General features: G+C 50.9%; 19 protein-coding genes and 1 tRNA gene. 12 read left to right on the forward strand and 8 right to left on the reverse strand.

What is annotated here, in order from left to right; genetic code table 11:
• The first annotated feature begins 323 nt into the window (after nucleotides 1-323).
• The 8 genes from dpiA to SERS4_RS0116975 all read left to right on the forward strand — a co-directional run bounded on the left by dpiA (nucleotide 324) and on the right by SERS4_RS0116975 (nucleotide 8,973).
• The gene (gene dpiA / locus SERS4_RS0116940; RefSeq protein ID WP_017893390.1) at nucleotides 324-1,010 is read left to right on the forward strand and encodes a two-component response regulator DpiA; all 687 of its coding nucleotides are present in this window, start codon (nucleotides 324-326) and stop codon (nucleotides 1,008-1,010) included.
• 314 nt (nucleotides 1,011-1,324) lie between these two features.
• Nucleotides 1,325-4,414 (forward strand): beta-galactosidase, encoded by a 3,090-nt coding sequence (locus SERS4_RS0116945; protein ID WP_017893391.1) that lies wholly within the window; start codon nucleotides 1,325-1,327, stop codon nucleotides 4,412-4,414.
• Nucleotides 4,415-4,527: 113 nt separating this feature from the next.
• Nucleotides 4,528-4,603: transfer RNA gene (locus tag SERS4_RS0116950), tRNA-Asn, on the forward strand.
• Between the two features lie 245 nt (nucleotides 4,604-4,848).
• Complete coding sequence (locus SERS4_RS0116955; protein ID WP_017893392.1) at nucleotides 4,849-5,313, forward strand: GNAT family N-acetyltransferase; 465 nt, start codon at nucleotides 4,849-4,851, stop codon at nucleotides 5,311-5,313.
• A 303-nt stretch (nucleotides 5,314-5,616) separates the two neighbouring features.
• Nucleotides 5,617-5,742, forward strand: a complete 126-nt coding sequence (locus SERS4_RS27405) for a hypothetical protein (protein WP_017893393.1) — start codon at nucleotides 5,617-5,619, stop codon at nucleotides 5,740-5,742.
• A 20-nt stretch (nucleotides 5,743-5,762) separates the two neighbouring features.
• Entirely contained in the window at nucleotides 5,763-6,653 is an 891-nt protein-coding gene (locus SERS4_RS0116965; RefSeq protein WP_017893394.1) for an oxidoreductase, read from the forward strand.
• 283 nt (nucleotides 6,654-6,936) lie between these two features.
• A complete protein-coding gene (locus SERS4_RS0116970) occupies nucleotides 6,937-7,914 on the forward strand; it encodes a DUF1852 domain-containing protein (RefSeq protein WP_017893395.1) in 978 nt (325 codons plus the stop codon).
• Nucleotides 7,915-7,941: 27 nt separating this feature from the next.
• Nucleotides 7,942-8,973, forward strand: coding sequence for a methionine synthase (locus SERS4_RS0116975; RefSeq protein ID WP_026142445.1), 1,032 nt, complete (start codon nucleotides 7,942-7,944; stop codon nucleotides 8,971-8,973).
• Nucleotides 8,974-9,041: 68 nt separating this feature from the next.
• Here SERS4_RS0116975 and SERS4_RS0116980 read toward each other — a convergent pair whose 3' ends face one another.
• Nucleotides 9,042-9,653 carry an NAD(P)H oxidoreductase gene (locus tag SERS4_RS0116980; protein WP_017893397.1) on the reverse strand — a complete coding sequence of 204 codons (612 nt, stop codon included), beginning with the start codon at nucleotides 9,651-9,653 and terminating at the stop codon, nucleotides 9,042-9,044.
• Nucleotides 9,654-9,754: 101 nt separating this feature from the next.
• On the opposite strand from SERS4_RS0116980, the gene SERS4_RS0116985 reads away from it, so the two are divergent.
• The 3 genes from SERS4_RS0116985 to SERS4_RS0116995 all read left to right on the forward strand — a co-directional run bounded on the left by SERS4_RS0116985 (nucleotide 9,755) and on the right by SERS4_RS0116995 (nucleotide 13,100).
• The gene (locus SERS4_RS0116985) at nucleotides 9,755-10,678 is read left to right on the forward strand and encodes a LysR family transcriptional regulator (protein ID WP_017893398.1); all 924 of its coding nucleotides are present in this window, start codon (nucleotides 9,755-9,757) and stop codon (nucleotides 10,676-10,678) included.
• 304 nt (nucleotides 10,679-10,982) lie between these two features.
• Nucleotides 10,983-12,278, forward strand: a complete 1,296-nt coding sequence (locus SERS4_RS0116990; protein WP_026142446.1) for an MFS transporter — start codon at nucleotides 10,983-10,985, stop codon at nucleotides 12,276-12,278.
• Between the two features lie 15 nt (nucleotides 12,279-12,293).
• Nucleotides 12,294-13,100 carry a substrate-binding domain-containing protein gene (locus SERS4_RS0116995; RefSeq protein WP_017893400.1) on the forward strand — a complete coding sequence of 269 codons (807 nt, stop codon included), beginning with the start codon at nucleotides 12,294-12,296 and terminating at the stop codon, nucleotides 13,098-13,100.
• On the opposite strand, the gene SERS4_RS0117000 is transcribed toward SERS4_RS0116995, so the two are convergent.
• The 3 genes from SERS4_RS0117000 to SERS4_RS0117010 form a co-directional block, all read right to left on the reverse strand.
• Complete coding sequence (locus SERS4_RS0117000) at nucleotides 13,075-13,974, reverse strand: LysR family transcriptional regulator (RefSeq protein WP_017893401.1); 900 nt, start codon at nucleotides 13,972-13,974, stop codon at nucleotides 13,075-13,077. The two genes, SERS4_RS0116995 and SERS4_RS0117000, sit on opposite strands and share 26 nt — an antisense overlap.
• Nucleotides 13,975-14,069: 95 nt before the next feature.
• Nucleotides 14,070-15,089 carry an NADP-dependent oxidoreductase gene (locus SERS4_RS0117005; RefSeq protein WP_017893402.1) on the reverse strand — a complete coding sequence of 340 codons (1,020 nt, stop codon included), beginning with the start codon at nucleotides 15,087-15,089 and terminating at the stop codon, nucleotides 14,070-14,072.
• Between the two features lie 57 nt (nucleotides 15,090-15,146).
• Nucleotides 15,147-15,929 carry an SDR family oxidoreductase gene (locus SERS4_RS0117010; protein WP_017893403.1) on the reverse strand — a complete coding sequence of 261 codons (783 nt, stop codon included), beginning with the start codon at nucleotides 15,927-15,929 and terminating at the stop codon, nucleotides 15,147-15,149.
• A gap of 184 nt (nucleotides 15,930-16,113) precedes the next feature.
• On the opposite strand from SERS4_RS0117010, the gene SERS4_RS0117015 reads away from it, so the two are divergent.
• Complete coding sequence (locus tag SERS4_RS0117015; protein WP_026142447.1) at nucleotides 16,114-16,674, forward strand: TetR/AcrR family transcriptional regulator; 561 nt, start codon at nucleotides 16,114-16,116, stop codon at nucleotides 16,672-16,674.
• A gap of 8 nt (nucleotides 16,675-16,682) precedes the next feature.
• Here SERS4_RS0117015 and SERS4_RS0117020 read toward each other — a convergent pair whose 3' ends face one another.
• The 4 genes from SERS4_RS0117020 to SERS4_RS0117035 all read right to left on the reverse strand — a co-directional run bounded on the left by SERS4_RS0117020 (nucleotide 16,683) and on the right by SERS4_RS0117035 (nucleotide 21,558).
• On the reverse strand, nucleotides 16,683-18,062 hold the full coding sequence (locus SERS4_RS0117020) for a sodium:solute symporter (RefSeq protein ID WP_017893405.1): 1,380 nt from the start codon (nucleotides 18,060-18,062) through the stop codon (nucleotides 16,683-16,685).
• Nucleotides 18,063-18,163: 101 nt separating this feature from the next.
• Nucleotides 18,164-19,090, reverse strand: coding sequence for a carbamate kinase (gene arcC, locus SERS4_RS0117025; protein ID WP_026142448.1), 927 nt, complete (start codon nucleotides 19,088-19,090; stop codon nucleotides 18,164-18,166).
• A gap of 72 nt (nucleotides 19,091-19,162) precedes the next feature.
• The gene (locus SERS4_RS0117030) at nucleotides 19,163-20,014 is read right to left on the reverse strand and encodes a dimethylarginine dimethylaminohydrolase family protein (protein ID WP_012145904.1); all 852 of its coding nucleotides are present in this window, start codon (nucleotides 20,012-20,014) and stop codon (nucleotides 19,163-19,165) included.
• Nucleotides 20,015-20,109: 95 nt separating this feature from the next.
• On the reverse strand, nucleotides 20,110-21,558 hold the full coding sequence (locus SERS4_RS0117035) for an APC family permease (protein ID WP_017893407.1): 1,449 nt from the start codon (nucleotides 21,556-21,558) through the stop codon (nucleotides 20,110-20,112).
• Nucleotides 21,559-21,653: the final 95 nt, after the last annotated feature.

Genomic DNA, 21,653 nt, shown 5'->3' on the forward strand with positions numbered 1-21,653 from the left:
TAACTAATAAATAACAAACAAAACAGAAAACGAACATCAATCAACATTTCAACGGGGAATTAAAACCTTAAAAACCATAAAGATAAAACCGTTAAAATCATGACCTGCATTTGATTAAACAATAGTAATCAGAAAAAAATAGCCAATTATTGACCTGTTTCACAAACCACCTCTGGTTAATAAGTTATTTAATGTTCTTTATTTACTTAATTATTTTTATGGTGTTTATTATTGAGATAATCTTTATTTTACGCGGCAATTAACTTACATTTTATTAGCATGTTGATTGCATATTGAAAGACGATGGGGAGACGAGATTCACTATGGAATGGTTGAATATACTGATCGTCGAAGATGAGACGCCGCTGGCGGAGATGCATGCGGAGTTTATCCGGCAGAACGGTGGTTGTCGGCAAATCTGGCTGGCCGGTACTCTGGCGCAAGCCCGTATGATGACCGAGCGCTTCAAACCGGATCTGATCCTGCTGGATAACTTCCTGCCCGACGGCCAGGGCATTGAGCTGCTGCGTGAGCTGACCCTGAGTGGTTATGCCGGCGGCATCGTGTTTATCACCGCCGCCAGCGATATGGATACCGTGGCCGAAGCGCTGCGTTACGGGGTGTTCGATTACCTGATCAAACCCTTGGCCTATGATCGTCTGGCCCACACGCTGCTGCGCTTTAGCCAGCGGCGTCTGGCGCTGAAAGACAAAGCGCGACTTAGCCAGCACCGCATCGATCAGATGTTCAACACCTACGCACGCGGTGAACAGCAGGCGGCGCTACCAGCGGGCATTGATGAACTGACGCTGGTAAAAGTCCGCGCCTTGTTCGATCACGCCTCCAGCAGCCACACCGCTGAAAGCGTTGCGCAAAAAATGGGGCTAAGCCGGACCACCGCACGCCGCTATCTGGAGTTTTGTACCGCCGCCCAGCAGCTGCGTGCAGAAATCATTTACGGCAAAGTGGGCCGTCCGCAGCGGATTTATCGCCCCAACCTGCCAGAATAAGCGGTTATTTGATCGCCCCTGCAAGCTTGAATGTATACCCTATAGCTTTCAAGTCGCAGCTAGGCGCCCAGCTCGCTCATCCCCAGGCGCTTACTCGAGTAAGTTACTGGGGTGACAAATCTGCCAGGAGCAGATTTGAACGCTGCTTGCAGCGGCCCCGAAGGGGTGTGGCCCATGGACGGGCCACATAACTGAGTGCAGGTAACAACGCTGCGGCTTGAAAGATGACGGGTATAACCGCTTTACTTTTTTGGTACTCATCAGCATCTTATTCGGCATGATGCCTCTATAATCTGCCGACAGGACGATCGCCGATGAGTAGCCTGCCCTATCCTTCCCTGAAAGACCTCCTCGCCCGCCGGGACTGGCAAAATCCGGCCTGTACCCATTATCAGCGGCTGGCTGCACATCCGCCTTTCTCGAGCTGGCGCAACCTGAATGCCGCCCGTGATGACAAGAGCAGCGAGAGCCGGCAAATATTGAACGGCGACTGGCAGTTCAGCTATTTCGATAAGCCCCAGGCGGTACCCGACGGTTGGTTACAACAGGACCTGACCGACGCAGATACTCTTGCGGTGCCGTCCAACTGGCAACTTGCCGCTTATGACGCGCCGATCTACACCAACGTCCGCTACCCGATCCCGGTCAATCCGCCACAGGTACCAGAGGAAAACCCGACCGGCTGCTATTCGCGGCAGTTTACCGTCGACCCTGCCTGGCTGGCGGAAGGCCAGACGCGCATCATTTTTGACGGCGTCAACTCGGCGTTTTATCTGTGGTGCAACGGCCACTGGGTCGGTTATTCACAGGACAGCCGCCTGCCCGCCGAGTTTGATCTCAGCCCCTGGTTGCAGGCCGGTGAGAACCGACTGGCGGTGATGGTGCTGCGCTGGTGCGATGGCAGCTATCTGGAAGATCAGGATATGTGGCGCATGAGCGGTATTTTCCGCGACGTCAGCCTGCTGCATAAACCCGCCACGCATCTGAGCGATATCCGCATCACCACCCCGCTGTATGACAGTTTCCGCCGTGGCGAACTGGTGGCGGAAGTTCACATCAACCAGCCCGCGCAGCACCGGGTACAGTTGCAGCTATGGCGTGATGGCCAGCTGGTTGGGGAAAAAACTCAGGCATTCGGCAGTGAAATTATCGACGAACGCGGTGCCTATGAGGATCGCACTACCCTGTGCCTCCCGGTGGAACAACCGGCGTTGTGGAGCGCGGAAACACCCACGCTGTACCGCGCAACCGTCACCCTGCTGTCGCCGGAAGGAAAAATTATTGAGGTGGAGGCCTATGACGTCGGCTTCCGCCAGGTGGAAATCAGCAATGGACTGCTGAAGCTTAACGGCCAGCCCTTGTTGATCCGCGGTACCAACCGCCACGAACATCATCCGCAGCACGGCCAGGTGATGGACGAGGCCACCATGCGCCATGACATCCTGCTGATGAAGCAACACAACTTCAACGCGGTGCGCTGCTCACACTACCCGAACCATCCATTGTGGTACCGGCTATGCGATCGCTACGGGCTGTATGTGGTGGATGAAGCCAATATTGAAACCCACGGCATGCAGCCGATGAACCGCCTGTCTGACGATCCGCTGTGGTTGCCGGCAATGAGCGAACGCGTAACCCGCATGGTGCAGCGTGACCGCAACCACCCTTGTATTATTATCTGGTCGCTGGGTAACGAATCCGGCCACGGCTGCAACCACGACGCGCTGTATCGCTGGGTGAAAACTCAGGATCCTACCCGCCCGGTTCAGTACGAAGGCGGAGGTGCCAACAGCGCCGCCACCGATATTATCTGCCCGATGTATGCGCGGGTGGATCAGGATCAGCCGTTCCCCGCCGTGCCCAAGTGGTCAATCAAAAAGTGGATCGGCCTGCCGGATGAGCATCGCCCGCTGATCCTGTGTGAATACGCTCATGCGATGGGCAACAGCTTCGGGGGTTTTGACCGCTATTGGCAGGCCTTCCGTCAGTATCCGCGCCTGCAGGGTGGCTTCGTCTGGGACTGGGTCGATCAGGCACTGACCCGCAGTGATGAAAACGGCAACCCATACTGGGCTTATGGTTGCGACTTTGGCGACACGCCGAACGATCGACAATTCTGCCTTAACGGGCTGGTATTCCCCGATCGCACTCCGCATCCCGCGCTGTTTGAAGCGCAGCGCGCCCAACAATTTTTCCAGTTTACCTTCGACGCCGAAACGCTGACGCTGACCGTCAACAGCGAGTATCTGTTCCGCCAAACCGACAATGAACGACTGAACTGGCGGCTGGAACTCGATGGCATAGAGCGCGCCAGCGGCAGCTTCGATCTCAGCCTGCTACCGCAGAGCAGCGCCAGCTTCCCACTACTCGAACGCTTGCCGATGCTCCATCAACCCGGCGAACTGTGGCTGAATATCGAAGTGGTACAACCGCAGGCCACCGACTGGTCCGAGGCCAACCATCGCTGCGCCTGGGACCAATGGTTGGTACCACGAACGCTGCATTTTGCACCAGCGACAGCGGACGGGTCAGTGCCACAGCTGAGCCAAAATGAGCAAACTATCGACATCACCCATGGCCATCAACGCTGGCAGTTTACACGCCACGACGGCTGCCTGAGCCAATGGTGGCAACATGACCACCCTCAACTGCTGACGCCACTGCGCGATAACTTTATCCGTGCGCCGCTGGATAACGACATCGGCATCAGCGAAGTCGAGCGCATCGATCCCAACGCCTGGGTAGAACGCTGGAAGCTGGCGGGTATGTATCGGCTGGAGGAGCGTTGCACGCTGTTGCAGGCCGATCAATTGAGCGACGGCGTGCGGGTGGTGAGTGAACACCTGTTCGAAGCCGATGGGCAAACGCTGCTGCGCAGCCGCAAACAGTGGCTGTTCGACAGCGAGGGCGCCGTCAACATCAGCGTCGACGTCGATATTGCCGCCAGTCTGCCGCCACCGGCACGTATTGGCCTGAGCTGCCAATTGAAAGAAATTCATCCACAGGCGCAATGGTTGGGGCTGGGCCCGCATGAGAACTACCCGGACCGCCGCCTCGCCGCGCAATTTGGGCGTTGGCAGCAGCCGCTGGAAGCGTTGCACACGCCGTATATCTTCCCCGGCGAGAACGGGCTGCGCTGCGAGACCCGCAGCCTGCAGTACGGTGGCTGGTACATCGACGGACGGTTCCACTTCTCGCTCAGCCGCTACGGCCTGCGCCAGTTGATGGAATGCAGCCACCAGCACCTGCTACAACCGGAAGCCGGCACCTGGCTCAGCCTGGACGGTTTTCACATGGGGGTGGGCGGTGACGACTCCTGGAGCCCGAGCGTTAATCAGGACTACCTGCTCAACCGCAGCCATTACCATTATCAATTGCGTCTAAAACGTGCAGAACGGAGCTAAATCTGCCAAAAGCTCAACGGGTTGCGCATTCTGTAAGCAAACAGTCACAGAATGCGTAATCCACCTTTGACATGCTGCCAACACCCCGTTATGATTCCGGCCGTTCAAACGATTCCTCTGTAGTTCAGTCGGTAGAACGGCGGACTGTTAATCCGTATGTCACTGGTTCGAGTCCAGTCAGAGGAGCCATATTAGAGAAGCCCGCTCAGGGAAACCTGAGCGGGCTTTTTGCTTTTGTTTTGGTGGATGGCTGCTACGAGCGAGGAGCAGACCTTAGCAATAATCAGTTAGTTCTGTTTTACTAGCTATTCTCAAATATCAACATTCTCAGTGGTGATTAATACTTGCAGAGAAAATATTCCTTAACAGAGAGGCTTGAAAAACAGTTTCTAGGTGATATCTTCAACACATAACTACCTAATCAGGAAGATAGTATGATTACTCTCAGGGATATGAATGAGGAAGAATTCGAAAATTATCGTTCTCTTTTCATCAATGAATATGCGCAGGATCTTCAAAAAAATCGGGGATATCTCTCCGAAAAAGCACTACTCAAAGCCATAGAATCTATTGATACAGTGTTGACTAAAGGTGTTGCGACCCCAGCTAATCAGCTGTGGTGTATTCAACAGCTTGATGAACCAGAGCAGGTTATTGGCTACCTGTGGTTGTCGATCACCAGGCCATCAGCATGGATATGTGATTTCTACATTTATCCTAATTGGCGCAGCCGTGGATTCGGCAGTTTGGCTTTGTGCGTAATGAAAAAATTGCTAAAAGTAATGGACATCAATGAAGTCGGACTTAGGGTAGCTCCGGAGAATGCCTCAGCCAAAGCAATTTATCATAAGAATGGCTTTCATATTACCGGAATCAATATGTCTCAAAATTTAAACTAAATCATTTCAGGAAATTTAGGAAGAGTTCTTACCAAAATCCGAAAATAATCAATTTTTCAAAGACCTCGTCATTCTGCGCCTCATAAAACTCATTTGAGTCAGGATTTCTACTACATTCTGCATTTTCGCAATTAAGAACGGCCTGTTAATCACAACTTGTTTAACAGGCGCCTCAGGATAAGCTCCCCCCATAAACTAACAAACGACGATACAAGTAACGTCCGCTTTTGGCACAAAGCAGACTGTTAAAACTCTTTGAACACAATCTCGCTTTGAGCTTTTTTATGCTCGTTCTGGCTATCGGTGCGACACGAAATCAGCTTGCTGTTTGCCGCAGTCCTGGGTTATCTGTTTCTCGGTGAAATACTCACGTTCAGCAAAATACTGGCGAGCACGGTGAGTGCTACCGGCACGCTGTTGATGGATTGACGATAACAGGAGGACTTGAAATGCCTGACTTCCCTACTATTGCTCTGATTGGTCCCGGTGCGATTGGTACCACTATCGCTGCTGCATTGCACGAAGTCGGCCGCACGCCACTACTTTGCGGGCGCACCGCGCACCCACAATTAATTCTTCGTTACGATGAAGGTGAAGTGGTGGTTCCTGGTCCGGTATTGAGCAGGCCGCCGACCAGCACCCAACCCTTCGATCTGGTCTTTGTGGCGGTGAAAACGACCCAGGTGGCTGAGAGCGCCCATTGGCTTGCCGCGTTATGCAATGAAAACACTGTCGTGTGTGCGCTGCAAAACGGCGTCGAACAGAAAACTCTGTTGGAACCCTATGTTAACGGAGCAACGGTACTGCCTTCGGTCGTATGGTTCCCGGCACAGCGCGAACCAGATTCCTCTGTCCGCCTGCGGGCTAAACCGCGTTTGACACTCCCGGATGTGCCGCAGGTAAAACGGGTCGTTGATGCGCTCAGCGGTAGCCGCTGCAGCGTTGAGTTGTCATCCGATTTCCTCTCGATCGCCTGGCGCAAACTATTGCAAAATGCGGTCGCGGGCCTGATGGTTCTTGCAAACCGCCGTGCGGGAATGTTCTCACGCGGGGATATCACGAAACTGGCACTGGCTTATCTGCATGAATGTCTGTCTGTCGCACGAGCCGAAGGTGCGGTACTTAGCGATAACGTTCCCCAGGAGATCGTTGACGGTTTTCATCGTGCGCCTGTGGACTTGGGTACCTCCATTCTCGCCGATCGCCAGGCGAATCGCCCGCTGGAATGGGAGATACGCAACGGCGTCGTGCAGCGTTATGGTCATGCGCAGGGTATTCCTACCCCCATTAGTGACATCCTGGTTCCTTTGTTGGCGGCAGGAAGCGAGGGGCCGGGTTGAAGCGCTAAACACCAACGGCATTTGTAGGGGGCGTTTCTCAAAGCTTTTTGACCCGTCACTGCCCCCACTATCGACACTTCCCCCCTCCGCACCCCAGATCATGAATATGCCTCATGTGGTAATGAAATTAAGTCGCTTTCACTCATTCCGTGGCTCTGGCATAAAAGATGCAATGTTAACTTACTGACAACATGAAGACTGACGAATGAGAAACCCAGTAGTTTCTGGTAAATCAAAAAGTTAGATTCAGTTTTCATACCAGAAATCAGGGTGCAAGATCACGATGAACAAAGATTTTACATTTACTATCAAGAGCAGTAGTTTCGATGAAAACTATAACCCTTCCGAAAATACGCGCATTACGACCAATTTTGCCAATTTGGCCAGAGGCAAAAACCGTCAGGAAAACCTGCGCAATACTCTGGTGATGATTGACAATCGTTTCAATACCCTGGCGCATTGGGATAACCCCAAAGGCGATCGCTATTCTGTCGAACTTGAAATCATTTCCGTTGAGATGAATATTAAAAACAATGACAATAGCTTCCCCGTCATTGAGATATTAAAAACCAACATTATTGACAAAAAAACCAACAAACGCACTGAAGGTATCGTAGGGAATAATTTCTCTTCTTACGTGCGAGATTATGACTTCAGTGTGTTGCTGTTAGAGCACAATAATAACCAAGCCGGATTTAGCATTCCAGATGACTTTGGCAACTTGCACGGGAATATATTTAAATATTTCGTCAACTCAAATGAGTACAAAGATAACTTTAAAAAATCACCGGTAATATGCTTAAGTGTTTCAAGTAAAGACACCTATTACCAGACTGGGAATCAGCATCCTGTATTAGGCATTGAATACCAGCAAAACGATTCTTCTTTGACTGAAAAATACTTCAGCAAGATGGGCTTGCAGGTTCGCTATTTTATGCCAAAAAATAGCGTTGCGCCTTTGGCCTTTTATTTTTCTGGTGATTTGCTTAGTGATTACACCGATCTTGAACTTATCAGTACCATCAGCACGATGGAGACTTTCCAAAAGATTTACCGCCCTGAAATTTACAATGCAAACTCTGCAGCCGGACAATACTATCAGCCGGCCCTGAATCACCAGGATCATTCATTAACAAAAATTGTTTATGACCGTGAAGAGCGTAGCCAGTTGGCCATTGAGCAGGGGAAATTTACTGAAGAACACTTTATCAAACCCTATAAGACTATTTTTGAGCAATGGTCTGCTCACTGCGCGCTTTGATTAACCAAAAATAAAAGGTCATCCATTATGAAAATATTATTACCTACTTCGACTGCCGGCAGCTTACCCAAGCCTTCCTGGCTGGCACAACCAGAGACACTTTGGTCACCCTGGAAATTGCAGGATGAGGAACTGATTGAGGGTAAACAAGATGCCCTGCGCTTGTCCCTGGAAGATCAGCAACGGGCAGGCATTGATATTGTCAGTGATGGCGAGCAAACGCGCCAACACTTTGTCACGACCTTTATTGAGCACCTGAGCGGCGTTGATTTTGAAAAACGGCAGACGGTCAGAATTCGTAATCGCTATGATGCCAGTGTACCCACTGTCGTCGGTGCGGTGGCCCGTCAAAAGCCAGTGTTTGTTGAAGACGCCCGGTTTTTACGTCAGCTAACCAAGCAGCCAATTAAATGGGCCCTGCCAGGCCCAATGACGATGATAGATACGCTTTATGATAGCCACTATAAAAGCCGCGAAAAACTGGCCTGGGAATTCGCTAAAATTCTCAACCAGGAAGCCCGAGAGTTAGAGGCGGCCGGTGTCGATATTATCCAGTTTGATGAGCCGGCATTTAATGTTTTCTTTGATGAAGTGAATGATTGGGGGATCGCCGCTTTAGAAAGAGCCATTGAAGGGCTTAAATGTGAAACGGCGGTGCATATCTGCTACGGGTATGGCATCAAAGCCAATACCGATTGGAAAAAGACTCTGGGGTCAGAATGGCGTCAATATGAAGAAGCTTTCCCCAAACTGCAGACATCCAATATCGATATAATCTCACTGGAATGTCATAACTCGCATGTTCCAATGGACTTGCTTGAACTGATCCGCGGTAAAAAAGTGATGGTAGGTGCCATTGACGTGGCAACCAATGCCATAGAAACACCGGAGGAAGTCGCCAATACTTTACGCAAGGCACTGCAGTTTGTTGACGCCGACAAGCTCTACCCTTCAACCAACTGCGGCATGGCCCCGTTGTCTCGTCGGGTAGCCACAGGCAAGCTCAATGCTTTAAGTGCAGGCGCTGAGATCATCCGCAGAGAACTCGCCGCTAAATAACCCCGCCAAATTAGAAAAGCAGGCTTCTCCGGAAGTCTGCTTTTGGTATTTTAGCCAGGCGTTAGTGCTCAGGCTTCACTGGTTGCTCTCAGAGAACTGACAACCTCACGCGCTTCAGCGAACAGTTTTTGGTAGTGGGCCTCACCGTCGGTGATCCCCTCCTCTACGCCAATCGTGTTATAGAGAAAATCGATCCTTGCATCCTCAACACCCAGATAGGCCATGCTGCCATTAATGTAATCGGTCATGTTCTTTTCCCAGCCGTACTTAATGAATCCTGACTGTGAACCGCCCACCAAAGCCAGCCAGCGGATCTTTTTATCCGTCAGACCACTCCCTGCGCCGTAGGCCAGACCATAGTTCCAAACGCGTTCCAGGTAGCCTTTAAGCATTGCCGGAAAGGCATACCACCATACGGGGAACACCAAAACCAGTGTGTCCTTATCCTCCAGCTCATTGAAAAGCCGATGCACCTCTTCCGAATAGGTTTTCTGCGGATTATCCCAGTCCGGCTCATCTTCCACCCTGAGTAGCGGATCAAAATGGCTGCGGTAGAGATCAAGGCTGGAAACATTGTAGCCCTGACGCGCCGCCTCTCTTTGCATCTCACCCACCACCTGCGCGGTTAAAGAATCGGGACGCGGATGGGCCCATATAAAATAAATATTATTTAATTTCATATAATTACCATTAAATTTCGTGAAAGAACTATTACTTTACGGCCGCAGGATAGTTGTGTAAAACGTAGTATTTGAGATGGGTTATTGAGGAAAATTCACTAATGCAGCCGAACTTTTCAGACTTTGCTTCGTTTATTGCCGTCGCACGCTACAAAAGTTTTCGGGAGGCGGGTGATGAGCTGGGGTTATCCCCCTCCGCCATGAGTCATTCCATCAAGCAGCTGGAGCAGAGATTAAAGGTCCGTTTATTTAATCGCACCACTCGCAGCGTGGCACTGACTGAAGCGGGATTAACCCTTTTTGAACGGCTGCGCCCGGTGTTTGATGAATTCAATACCATACTCGACGAAATGAATTGCTTTCGCGATGCCCCAATGGGCACTCTGAAAATCAATACTTCACGCCTGGCCTCACGTCTCTTTCTGTTGCCGATAATCGCCGGGTTCAGCCGCAAATATCCGGACATAAAAGTGGAGATCACCACCGATGACAAGCTGGTGGACATTGTCCGACAGGAGTTCGATGCCGGGATCCGCCTGAATAACCGGGTAGAAAAAGACATGATTACCGTCCCTATCGGGCCGAAAATCAAACTGGTGGTGGTTGCCACGCCTGAATACCTTAAGCATCATCCTGCACCGACACATCCGTGCGAGCTGATTCATCACCAAAGCGTCATTTTTCGTTTCCAGAGCGGCCGCCCTTATCTCTGGGAATTTGAAAACCCATCAGGGAAACTTGAAGTGGCTCCGGTTGGGAATATCATGCTCGACGATATGGATTCAGCGCTTGAGGCGGTTCTGTGCGGAGCCGGGCTGGGCTATCTCTATTACGAACAGGTGAAAGAACATCTGCAAAGCGGCAAGCTCGCCAAGGTTCTGGACGATTGGCTCCCCGAACGCCCATCCCTGCAACTCTATTATCCTAATCGCCAATATATGTCCGGCCCATTACGCGCTTTTATTGACTACATGAAAGAGACTCAGAGATCGGCTGAAAATAGTAATCAGGATAAGCAAATCTGATCGCGGTAGTGAGTTTACCAACCCATGAACTACCTCACTATCTCCCTCTCAGCATTTTTCCGCCCTTTCCCCTGTATGAGGCTTGTCACAAAACGCGCATGAAGTTTTAGCGTCCAGCGAACAAGTCGGCGCAGGGGAATTATTGTTAACGACCCGTTACGGCTTATCGCATTCAATTGTTAACGTTGATTCATGCGGCAAACGCATCAGCTGATGCGTTTATTGCGCTTATTTACTTTATTGACCTGATCCAGTCTGCAGAAACAGGCGCAGTAAAAGCGTCAATGACAAACTGGAGATTAAGATGCATTCCTCTAACGCCCCCATGACCCGCCGGGCCCGAATCAGCGCGATACTGCGAGTTACCTCTGGCAACTTTCTGGAGCAGTTTGATTTTTTCCTGTTCGGGTTCTATGCCACCTACATCGCCCATACCTTTTTTCCGGCCAGCAGTGAATTTGCCTCGTTGATGATGACCTTCGCGGTCTTTGGCGCGGGCTTTTTGATGCGTCCTATCGGTGCAATCGTGTTGGGTGCGTACATTGATAAAGTCGGCAGACGTAAAGGGCTGATTGTTACCCTGTCGATCATGGCCGCCGGGACCTTCCTGATTGTACTCATTCCGTCCTATCAGACGATCGGGATCTGGGCGCCGTTGCTGGTGCTGGGCGGCCGTTTATTGCAAGGCTTCTCAGCCGGTGCCGAACTGGGTGGCGTATCCGTTTACCTGGCCGAGATTGCCACCCCTGGCCGTAAAGGCTTTTACACCAGTTGGCAGTCTGGCAGCCAGCAAGTGGCCATTATGGTGGCTGCGGCGATGGGTTTCGCCCTGAATGCCGTCATGGAAGAAAGCGCCATTCGCGAATGGGGTTGGCGTCTGCCTTTCCTGTTCGGTTGCCTGATTGTCCCTTTCATCTTTTTCCTGCGCCGCAAACTGGAAGAGACCCAGGAGTTTAACGCCCGTCGCAACCACCTGGCGATGCGCGAGGTGTTTAAAACCCTCTTGGCAAACTGGCAGGTGGTTATTGCCGGCATGCTGATGGTCGCCATGACCACCACCGCGTTTTATTTGATCACCGTGTATGCACCGACGTTCGGTAAAAAAGTGCTGATGCTGAGCGCCTCTGACAGCCTGCTGGTGACCTTGCTGGTAGCGATATCCAACTTCCTCTGGCTGCCGGTTGGGGGCGCTCTGTCAGACCGCTTTGGTCGTAAACCTGTCCTGATTACCATGGCCCTGCTGGCACTGGTTACTGCGTATCCGGCACTTGGCCTGCTTGCTGAAGCTCCCAGTTTCTCAATGATGCTCACGGTGCTGTTATGGCTCTCCTTCATCTATGGGCTCTACAACGGTGCCATGATCCCGGCGTTAACCGAGATCATGCCGACGGAGGTCCGGGTTGCCGGTTTCTCACTGGCCTACAGCCTGGCGACCGCTGTCTTTGGCGGATTTACACCGGTCATTTCTACCGCGCTGATCGAGTACACCGGCGATAAGGCATCCCCCGGCTACTGGATGAGTTTTGCTGCGTTATGTGCATTGCTGGCGACGTTCTATCTGTACCGTCGCAGCCCATTATCTTTACAAACAGCCGCTTAAATCAGGGATTACGTCATGCAAAAAATCTATCGTTCATTGCTCGCCACGTTGGTGATTTTCTCTGTCAGTACGGGAGTACAAGCTAAAGAAGTGACCGTCATGATTTCAGGGGGCTTTAAAGCCGCACTGGAAAAACTGGCGCCAGAGTTTGAAGCAAAGAGTGGCGACAAAATCATTTTGGTGTCCGGCCCCTCGATGGGCAATACGCCCCAGGCGATCCCAGCACGCCTGGCTCGCGGCGAAAATGCCGACGTGGTGATTATGGTGGGCGATGCGCTAAAAAAGCTGGAAAAGGATAACTGGACCCAGCCGGGTTCGCGCGTGGAACTGGCCGACTCGCCGATTGGCATAGTGGTCAAACAAGGTGACCCTAAACCCAATATCAAAAATGATGCAGAGCTGCGTAATACCCTGCTGCAGGCTAAATCCATTGCCTATTCTGACAGTGCCAGCGGCAGATATGTCAGCAGCCAGCTGTTCCAAAAACTGGGTATTGAAGACCAGGTGAAGGAGAAAGCGCATAAGGTTGAACGCATTCCGGTGGCATCCGAGGTGGCAAAAGGAAAATATGCGCTAGGTTTCCAGCAGGTTAGTGAACTGCTCCCTGTCCCGGGCGTAACCTTTATTGGCGAACTGCCTGACAATGTCCAGTACATTACCCGTTTTGCCGGTGCGGTCACTGCCAAAGCCGAACATCGTCAGGAAGGCAAAGCGCTACTGGATTTCCTGTCCTCCTCGCAGGCGCAAAAAACCATTCGCGCCACCGGGATGAGAACCGTGAAGGCTGAACAACCGGCTAGGCAGAGTGATACTGTTCAGTAATCAATTTTTCCAACTCAGCGGCAAGATAGGATTGCATACGTCCGCTGCGCCGGATCAGGCCGACGGTGCGCTTGACAACCGGCTCGGTCAGCGGCAGGTGAGTCAGCACCGAATGATCTGATCCCGGCATAGACATAGCGGGTACGGCGGCAATGCCGATACCCGCCTCAACCATGCCCAGCAGGGTCGTCACATGGCGGATTTCGCAGAGGCTGGGACGCTCAGGGATGATATGCGCCAGCATCTGATCGAGCAGATTGCGGTTGCCGGAGGTTTTATCCAGCCCCACATAATCCTGCTGATAAAACTCGCGCCAGGTCAGGTTTTTTTTAGTGGCCAGAGGGTGATCGCGCCTGCAGGCAGCCACATAAACATCCCCAATCAACGGCAGGAATTCGATATTAGGTTGCAGGTTTCTCGCAAAACAGATGCCGAAGTCAGCCTGGCCACTGCTAACCGCTTCGATGACATTGCCTGCACTGCTATCGATAAGCTTAACGCGCACTCGGGGATAGCGAGCCTGGAAGCGGCGAATCACGTCGGGCATGAAGTAGTATGCCGCTGAAGGCACCGTGGCGACGGTGACCAGGCCCGTTCTGTCCTGACTGACTTTATTGATATCTGCTAATACCAACTCAACGTTCATCAATAGTTGATCTGAACGCTCGGCGAAAGTCTGTCCATAAAGGGTTAGCGTGACACGTCTGGTGGTTCTATCGAACAGCTTAATGCCCAGAGCGGATTCCAGCTTCTCTATCCTGCGGCTCAATGCTGACTGAGAAAGGCAGATGGACTCCGCGGCAAGCCGAAAATTGCCGTATTCAACCAACGCGCGGAAGGCGTAGAGATCGTTGAGATCAAAATTCACGGGCATAGTGGCAGGCAATCCTTTCGGCAGCGGCAAGGGTTTAAAGGAAAGATGATAGCCACTTATCCGACAACGGCAACACGGCAGCATAGAATAAGGAATTAATCCTGCATCTTGATAACCACTTTTCCCTTTGCATGCCCCTGCGCAAGGTAGGCAAGCGCCTCCTTTGTTTGAGCAAAGGGGAATACCTTGTCGATCATGGGTTTGATTTGTTCGGTTTCTACCAGTTTACCTATCTGGCTGAGTTGATCACCTTCTGGTCGAACGAATAGAAACGTATAGGTTAAGCCCCGCTTTTTTGAAAGACGCATAATATTGCGGCTCATAAGCCTGAAGATAAAAGTCAGAAAGAAATTTAACCCTCTAGCCCGCGCAAATTTGACATCTAACGGCCCGACGAGAGAAACAATACTTCCTCCAGGCTTAAGGATCTGGGTGGATTTTTCAATCGTATCTCCCCTGATGGTGCCAAGTACCACATCATAGCCAACCAATACTTTTTCGAACTCTTCTTTTTTATAGTCAACGACTTCGTCAGCCCCCAGGCTCCTCACCCATTCGATATTGCCCGTACTGGTTGTCGTCCCCACGGTTGCGCCCAATTGCTTCGCCAGTTGGATAGCAAAGGTGCCTATTCCTCCAGAACCTGCCGGGATGAAAACCTTCTGACCAGGCCGTAGCCTGACACGCTCTGTCAGAGCTTGCCAGGACGTGAGGCTAACCATAGGGAGCGAAGCCGCCTGTACAAAATCAAGATTTGCCGGTTTTATAGCCGCAGCGCTCTCAGGCACCACGGCAAATTCGGCAAGAGACCCCGTTCCCGTATCGAAGATGCTGGCGAAGATTTCATCGCCTGGGGAAAAACGAGTCACGCGACTTCCCACGGCAATAACAACCCCAGACAGATCGCTACCCAATGTTGCGGGAAGCTTAAAATGCAGAACCGGCTTAAATATTCCGGTTGGTATCATATTGTCGATTGGATTTAGGCCCGCAGCGTAAACTTTAACCAAGACTTCATTAGCCTTGAGCGAAGGATAATCTACGTTATCAAACCCTAATTCAGGAGATTTACCGTAACGCTTAAACGTGAAGGCTTTCATCGTCTTATTATTCATTTTTTTCCCCTGCCGTGCAGGCAGCTGAACGATTGTTCTGAGCAGTACCCTTATTGTCTAAATGGTTTTATATCGCTCTGCAGCTTCATCTTGTTTGATATCCGATAGCAGGGTCTGACGCGCAGCATCGAGGTTGTCCCAACGTGCGGCATTCTGCAAAGGTGGGATGGTAACGAGTTCACGCCGATCAAAACCAACCAGGGCTGCATCAACCAATTCGCCCACTTCCATCATTTGGGGCAAAGCGTTGGTGTCGATACCTGCACGTTGCCAAATTTCCGTATAAGTCCCGGCAGGGAGCACTGCCTGAACATAAATCCCCTTCTGCGACAGCTCAATATTCATGCCCTGAGACAGGAACAGAACAAAGGCTTTGGTTGCGCCATAAACCGACATTGCAAATTCAGGGGCGAGCCCGACGACGGAACTGATGTTGACGATAGCGCCCTCGCCAGCCAGCACAAACCGTGGCGTCACAGCATTAGCCAGTCGGGTTAAAGCCGTTACATTAAGCGCGATAAGCTGCTCAATCGAATCAGACGTCTGCTCTATAAAGCTGCCCGACTGCGCGATACCCGCGTTATTGATAAGAATGCCTATCCGCGTGTCATCACGTAAACGAGCTTCAACAGCCGCTAAATCATCCGCTTGCGTGAGGTCAGCAGGCAAAACGTCGACGGCAATACCCCTTTCTTGTCTCAACTGCTCGGCGAGGCTATCAAGTTTTGTCTTGTCGCGGGCGACCAGAACCAGGCCATGGCCCCGGCGTGCGAACCGTTCAGCATATACGGCGCCAATGCCTGTGGAAGCGCCTGTAATCAGAACTGTTGGTTTGGTCATGAAATACCCTTCTTTATCAATGAGTAAATAAAATTCGCAAACTGCGATGTCTGTAGAACCCTGATAGTGTGGCTAACGGGACTATCTCAATGATGATGATCGTAATCTAAAAAGTCAATCCGTTTGATTACGATCATCATCAATGTATACTTACGACATGAGTTTTAGGAGAAGAGGCAGAGCAATGAGGGTTTCTAAAGAGCAGGTTCGTGCAAACCGAATACGTATTGTTGAAACAGCTTCAGCGTTGTTTCGTGAGCGAGGCTATGACGGCGTGGGTGTAGCAGAGCTGATGTCTGCGGCAGGTTTAACTCATGGCGGGTTCTATAAGCACTTTGCTTCCAAGGCTGATTTGATGGCAGAGGCGATGAGCTGTGGTTTTACGCAATCCGCAGAAAATACGGCGGGTGTGAACCGGGAACAATTTGTTGAAAACTATCTCTCCCGCCAGCATCGTGATGATATGGGCAAGGGTTGTGTGATGTCGGCACTAGGTACTGATACGGCGCGCCAATCTGAATCGATTAAGGCGACGTTTGCGGCTGGCATTGAACGTCAGCTGGCTCTGTTAGCCAATGAAAATGGCGAAGGTGACTTAACGCGTGCCGACCTGATCGATACCATCGCACATCTTGTCGGTGCTCTGGTGCTGTCCCGCGCCTGCCCTGATGACTCCGCGCTGGCAGATGAGATTTTGGACGTTTGCCGCTCCCGAATTCTCAGTAAGGAAGCCCACGAGAATTGAGTTTCCGATTAATTCTGCGGGGTTGGTGCCCGAAAATCAGGCCATAACAGGCTTATTGTCACGAAGGTCACCAGATTCGCCAACAGCCCGTAATAGGTCACACTGTTAGCCTGCATTCCGTATCTGGCCATAAAATAGATGATGATGACAGCACTGGACACCATTGCCGATATCGCCCCGGTGGTTGAAGACCTTTGCCAACAAATGGCTCCAATCAGGGGGACCAACAGCACGCCAACCAGAATGGTATAAGCGACAGTCAGCGCAGTAATAACATCGCCAATCAAACTGGCGATGATCAGTATAGTGAAACCAAAGGCCAGGGTTGCGCAGCGATCTGTTTTAATTGAACATTTTTCTTTCTTGAATAAAGCGGCATAAATATCATAAACAAACAGGGTTGAGGTCGCCATCATGCAGGCGCTGGCTGTAGACATGAGTGCCGCGAGTGAAGCAGCAATGACAATCCCCCGAAGGCCTACGGGAAGCACCGTCTGTACGGCGCTCATGAATACGGCATCCGGGTTGCCAATATCGGGCAAAAACACCCGACAACTCATGCCGATAACTGCACCCATCACGCCCCAGACAATACAATAAACCCCGGCGACGAAGCCTCCCCAGCGAGCAACGCCGGCACTTCGTGCGGTAAACATGCGTTGCCAGATGTCCTGCCCGATAAACATTCCCAGGCAGTAGATTAAAAAATAAGTAACGATATTCGGTAAGCCAATATTGTTCAGAGAGAAGAAACCCTCGGGTAAAATATCCTGCATATTTTGCCAACCACCGGCATGAATAATACTGGCAGGCATTAAGATAAAAAGTATTCCGACCGTCATCATAATAAACTGAAAAATATCAGTCATGGTTAATGACCACATCCCCCCCAGAAAAACATAAATAACCACCACCCCGCCACCGATCCAGATGGCATACAGAAAGGGGATGCCCAACAAAACCTCGATAATGCTGCCTATGGCGATAATGGAGGTAACCGCAACCATTAGGTCATAGACCATCATAATAGCCGCTCCCAACAAACGAACACGGGGACGATAACGGATCGCCAGAACCTGAGTTACGGTGTGCAAATTGAGTTTCAACAACGGGGTAACCAGAAACAAGCTCAGACCAATGAGCCCCATTCCCAGGCTGGTTGCCAGCCATAACCCAGAGATACCATATTGATAGCCGAGTCCCATACTGCCCATGGTTGCCGCACCGCCAAGCACCGTCGTGGCCATAGTCCCGGTGAACATCAACGGCGCGAGACGCCTGCCCGCCACGGCATAATCATCTCGCGTTTTTGCGCGCTTCCAGCCCAGCCACCCCACGCCTAACACCAATAACAAGTAAAGCCCAATGAGGGAGAGATCAATAACCACAATTGTCTCCTTTGCCATGTCGCTTTGGCTGATAGCCCGGAATAGCCGCGGTGCCAATATCTGGTACACCCATGTGTAATCAACGAGCTTTAAGGTGCTCGTCAGTGAAACGCCACGCCATCAATATCTTTATTGATCAAGGTTCCCGCCCGTCCATCGACCATATCAACAATGTCCTCCAGCGATCCGATCACTGCCGATCTGCCTCTATTGATAGAAAACTCACACGTAGCCTGGATCTTGGGCCACATTGAACCTGCCGGAAAATCCATTTCAAGCAGTGCGTGTGGATTAGCGGCTTTAATTGCTTTGCTGTCCGCCGTGCCAAAATCAGTGAAAACTCTGCTGACGTCGGTCGCGATAATCAGTAAGTCAACATCCAGCTGCTGAGCCATCAGGCTGCAGCAACGGTCTTTGTCTATAACGGCCTCCAGCCCACGGCTTTGCGAACTGAGGGTGGTGACCGGGATACCGCCACCGCCGCCGGCAATCACAATCACATCATTGTTTACCAGCGTGCGTAATGTCTCAATTTCGACGATCGCCAATGGCTGTGGGCTGGGAACAACGCGGCGGTAATATTTACCATCCGGTTTTATTATCCAGCCTTTTTCCTGCATTAATTTTTTGGCCTGTTCTTCGTTATAGACCGGCCCAATAAATTTATTGGGTTGTTTGACTGCAGGATCGTTGATATCAACCTCTACCTGAGTCAGCAAACAGGCAACCTGCCTGCCGGGCATATGATTGCGTAGCTCCTGCTCCAGCATGTAACCAATCATCCCCTGGCTTTCCGCGCCCAAAACATCAAAGGGATAGGGCTCAACTTTATCGGCGTAGGACTCAGACTGCAGTGCTAATAATCCTACCTGTGGCCCATTTCCATGGCTGATAATTATCTGGTGTTTTCCATCCAGACGGGAAATAGCTTCACAGGCTATAACGATATTTCGCCGCTGGTTTTCTGCGGTCATGGCTTCCCCACGTTTTAATAGCGCATTGCCGCCTAATGCTATAAGTATTCTCATAATTATCCTCTCCTGTTCCCTGACAGATAAGAAAGGGGAAGCCCTACCCTCCCCTTTAGATGGCTGACTATTTCATGCCCGTTCTAATGGGAAAGTCATGCAGTGAGGCCCACCGCCACCTTTGAGAATTTCCTCCAATTCAATTTCAATGGTTTTAATTCCCAAAGCAGCAAGTTGCTGGTTGGTCTCTTTATTATTTTTAAAGGTCAGCACCCGGTCATCACCCAATGCCTGCAAATTACAATGATGGCGGAATACCCCCTGTTGCGGAACATCAATCAGGGTGAATTTTCTTCTGGCAAGCAGATTTAAAAACTCATCGGGAAGCGCGGCTTTGCAAACGACCGCGACTTTCTCTGCAACAATATTAAAGCACATGTCCAGGTGAAGATTTTCACGCTTACAGAAGATAGGTACCATGGTGTAACCCAGTTCCCACATCTGGCGTTCAATGTTCTTGTAGCCGTCATAGTCCGTTCTTGCCACCACGCCCTGAGCAATAGTGTGCTCATCTATCATCCAGAAATCACCGCCCTCAAATGCCCCACTGGTACAGCGTGCAACGCAGGGGATACCAAGCTGTTTCATCTTGGCCTCATAAGTTGCCGTTTCCCCCTGCCGGCAAGGTTCGCGGAACCTCCCCATAATGAAGCCTTCCGCGACACAGGCACCGAAATCGCGCGCATAAACCTGATAAGGAAGGTCAGGATCAGGATCCATCAATACCACTTCAACGCCGTTTTCACGATAAGCCTGAACCAGCGCATCATGTTCGCGCCGAAATGCGCTAATATCGGCTGACTCGCCTTTTTCCAGCCAGTCTTCAGTAATGACATTAATAGGCTGGAATGAAAAATGTTTTGGTGGACATAATAAAACCTTCTTCAGTCTATTAGTTGCATTTTTTACATAGCTTCTTTCCATTTTCAACCTCTTAATTATCTTTATTTCACAAGATACATTCAGGGTATTTTCATCGATATGAGTACAGAATTAATCCGAATGCCTATATTGAGTGGTCAGTCTTTTTTCACTATTTCGGTAGGAATATTTTCCAGTATCAATTTGGCCTGTTCTTCTCCGGAAACAGATTTATCCCGCAACAAATAGAGGATCATGCCAATCACCAGCAGCACACCCAATAGCAGATGCTCATAGGGCCACTTAAGCGACGCCGGGCTGCCAGGAACCAACATGGCCGCAGCCATAAGCAGAGTCACAATGGCCCCCACAGCCAGGGTGAATTTTCCTCCCGGAGTGGGAAGTGGGCGCGGAAGCTCAGGGCGCAATTTCCGCAGTCGCATCACGGAAAACAGCGTTGATCCCCACAAGACGATATAGGAAAAAGCGGCCACGGTGACCAGTGGGAGAAACACGGCTTTACCCAGCAGACAGGCAGAAGCGGCTATTAATGAAACGAAAAGGATGGCTACCGTTGGCGTATGGTAAACCGGGTGCAACCGGGAGAAAGCGGCCGGAATTAAACCCACCTGGCTCATATACATGAGTAAACGAGTTGCGCCATAAAAACAGGCGTTATAAACCCCCACGACTCCGCAACAAGCAGCCGCCGTTAATACCAACCCCCAAACTGGCGTACCTGTCACTATTTCTGCTGCATGAGCAAAGGGGATATCCATGGTCATCAGGCTTTGCCACGGCACAATGGCCGAAGGAACCAGCATGGTAATCAGATACATAAAGGTGGCGATGACCAAAGAGATAATCAAAGCGAGAGCGGTTTTTTTACGGCTTAGGCTGGCAGAGGCTTCTTCCGCCCCCTTGGCTATAGTTTCCCATCCGGCAATAGAAAATGGCAGGAGCGCCAGCAGAGCCACCACGCCGGCAAAGGTCGGTTTGCTCTGTAACGGACTGAGATTTTCAAGGTTGATATAGAATGAACACGCAATCAGCGAGACGATAACCAGGGTTAAAACAGTCACTGTAATGACCGTCTGTAACGTTGATGAAAGTTTTACCCCCCGGTGCTGCATCATGCCGATCCCCGCGACAAGTAACAGCCCGATAATCAATAATGGAGCACTGACCGCAAACCCGCCGACCTCATAGAGAATCGCCGCACTCTTCATGGAAGGCAGCAGGTAGCCCAGCATGGTAGTGATCGCCAGCGCTTCCCAGGCGCATAAAATGATATTCACCAACACGCCGAACCATCCGGCAATCATCGCGGCAAAACTACCGAAGGCAAGGTAAGAATACGCAGCCTCTCCGCCTGCCAGCGGAACCGCCGAGATGGCTTCCAGATAAGCCAGCGCAAGGGGAAGTTCAATGAGAAGGCAGAGCAAAATGGCCAGTGCCGCATTGGATGGGCCACCGGCGGTGCTTAGCCAGGTGCCGGTAAGTACCAACCAGGAAGCACCAAAAACGCAGCCAATACCCATCCCCAAGAAACCATTGAAGGTAATGGCTTTTTTTAGATGTGTTTTACTCTCCACAGATTGGCTCATAACAAACTCCTTAGTGAAGTACGGATGGCGACTAAAAGTAGAAGTGATATCTGACGGCATTACGCGGAGGAGCCAAAATTTTGGCTCCCTCGCCT

Source organism: Serratia sp. S4, assembly GCF_000347995.1.
Taxonomy (GTDB): domain Bacteria; phylum Pseudomonadota; class Gammaproteobacteria; order Enterobacterales; family Enterobacteriaceae; genus Serratia; species Serratia quinivorans.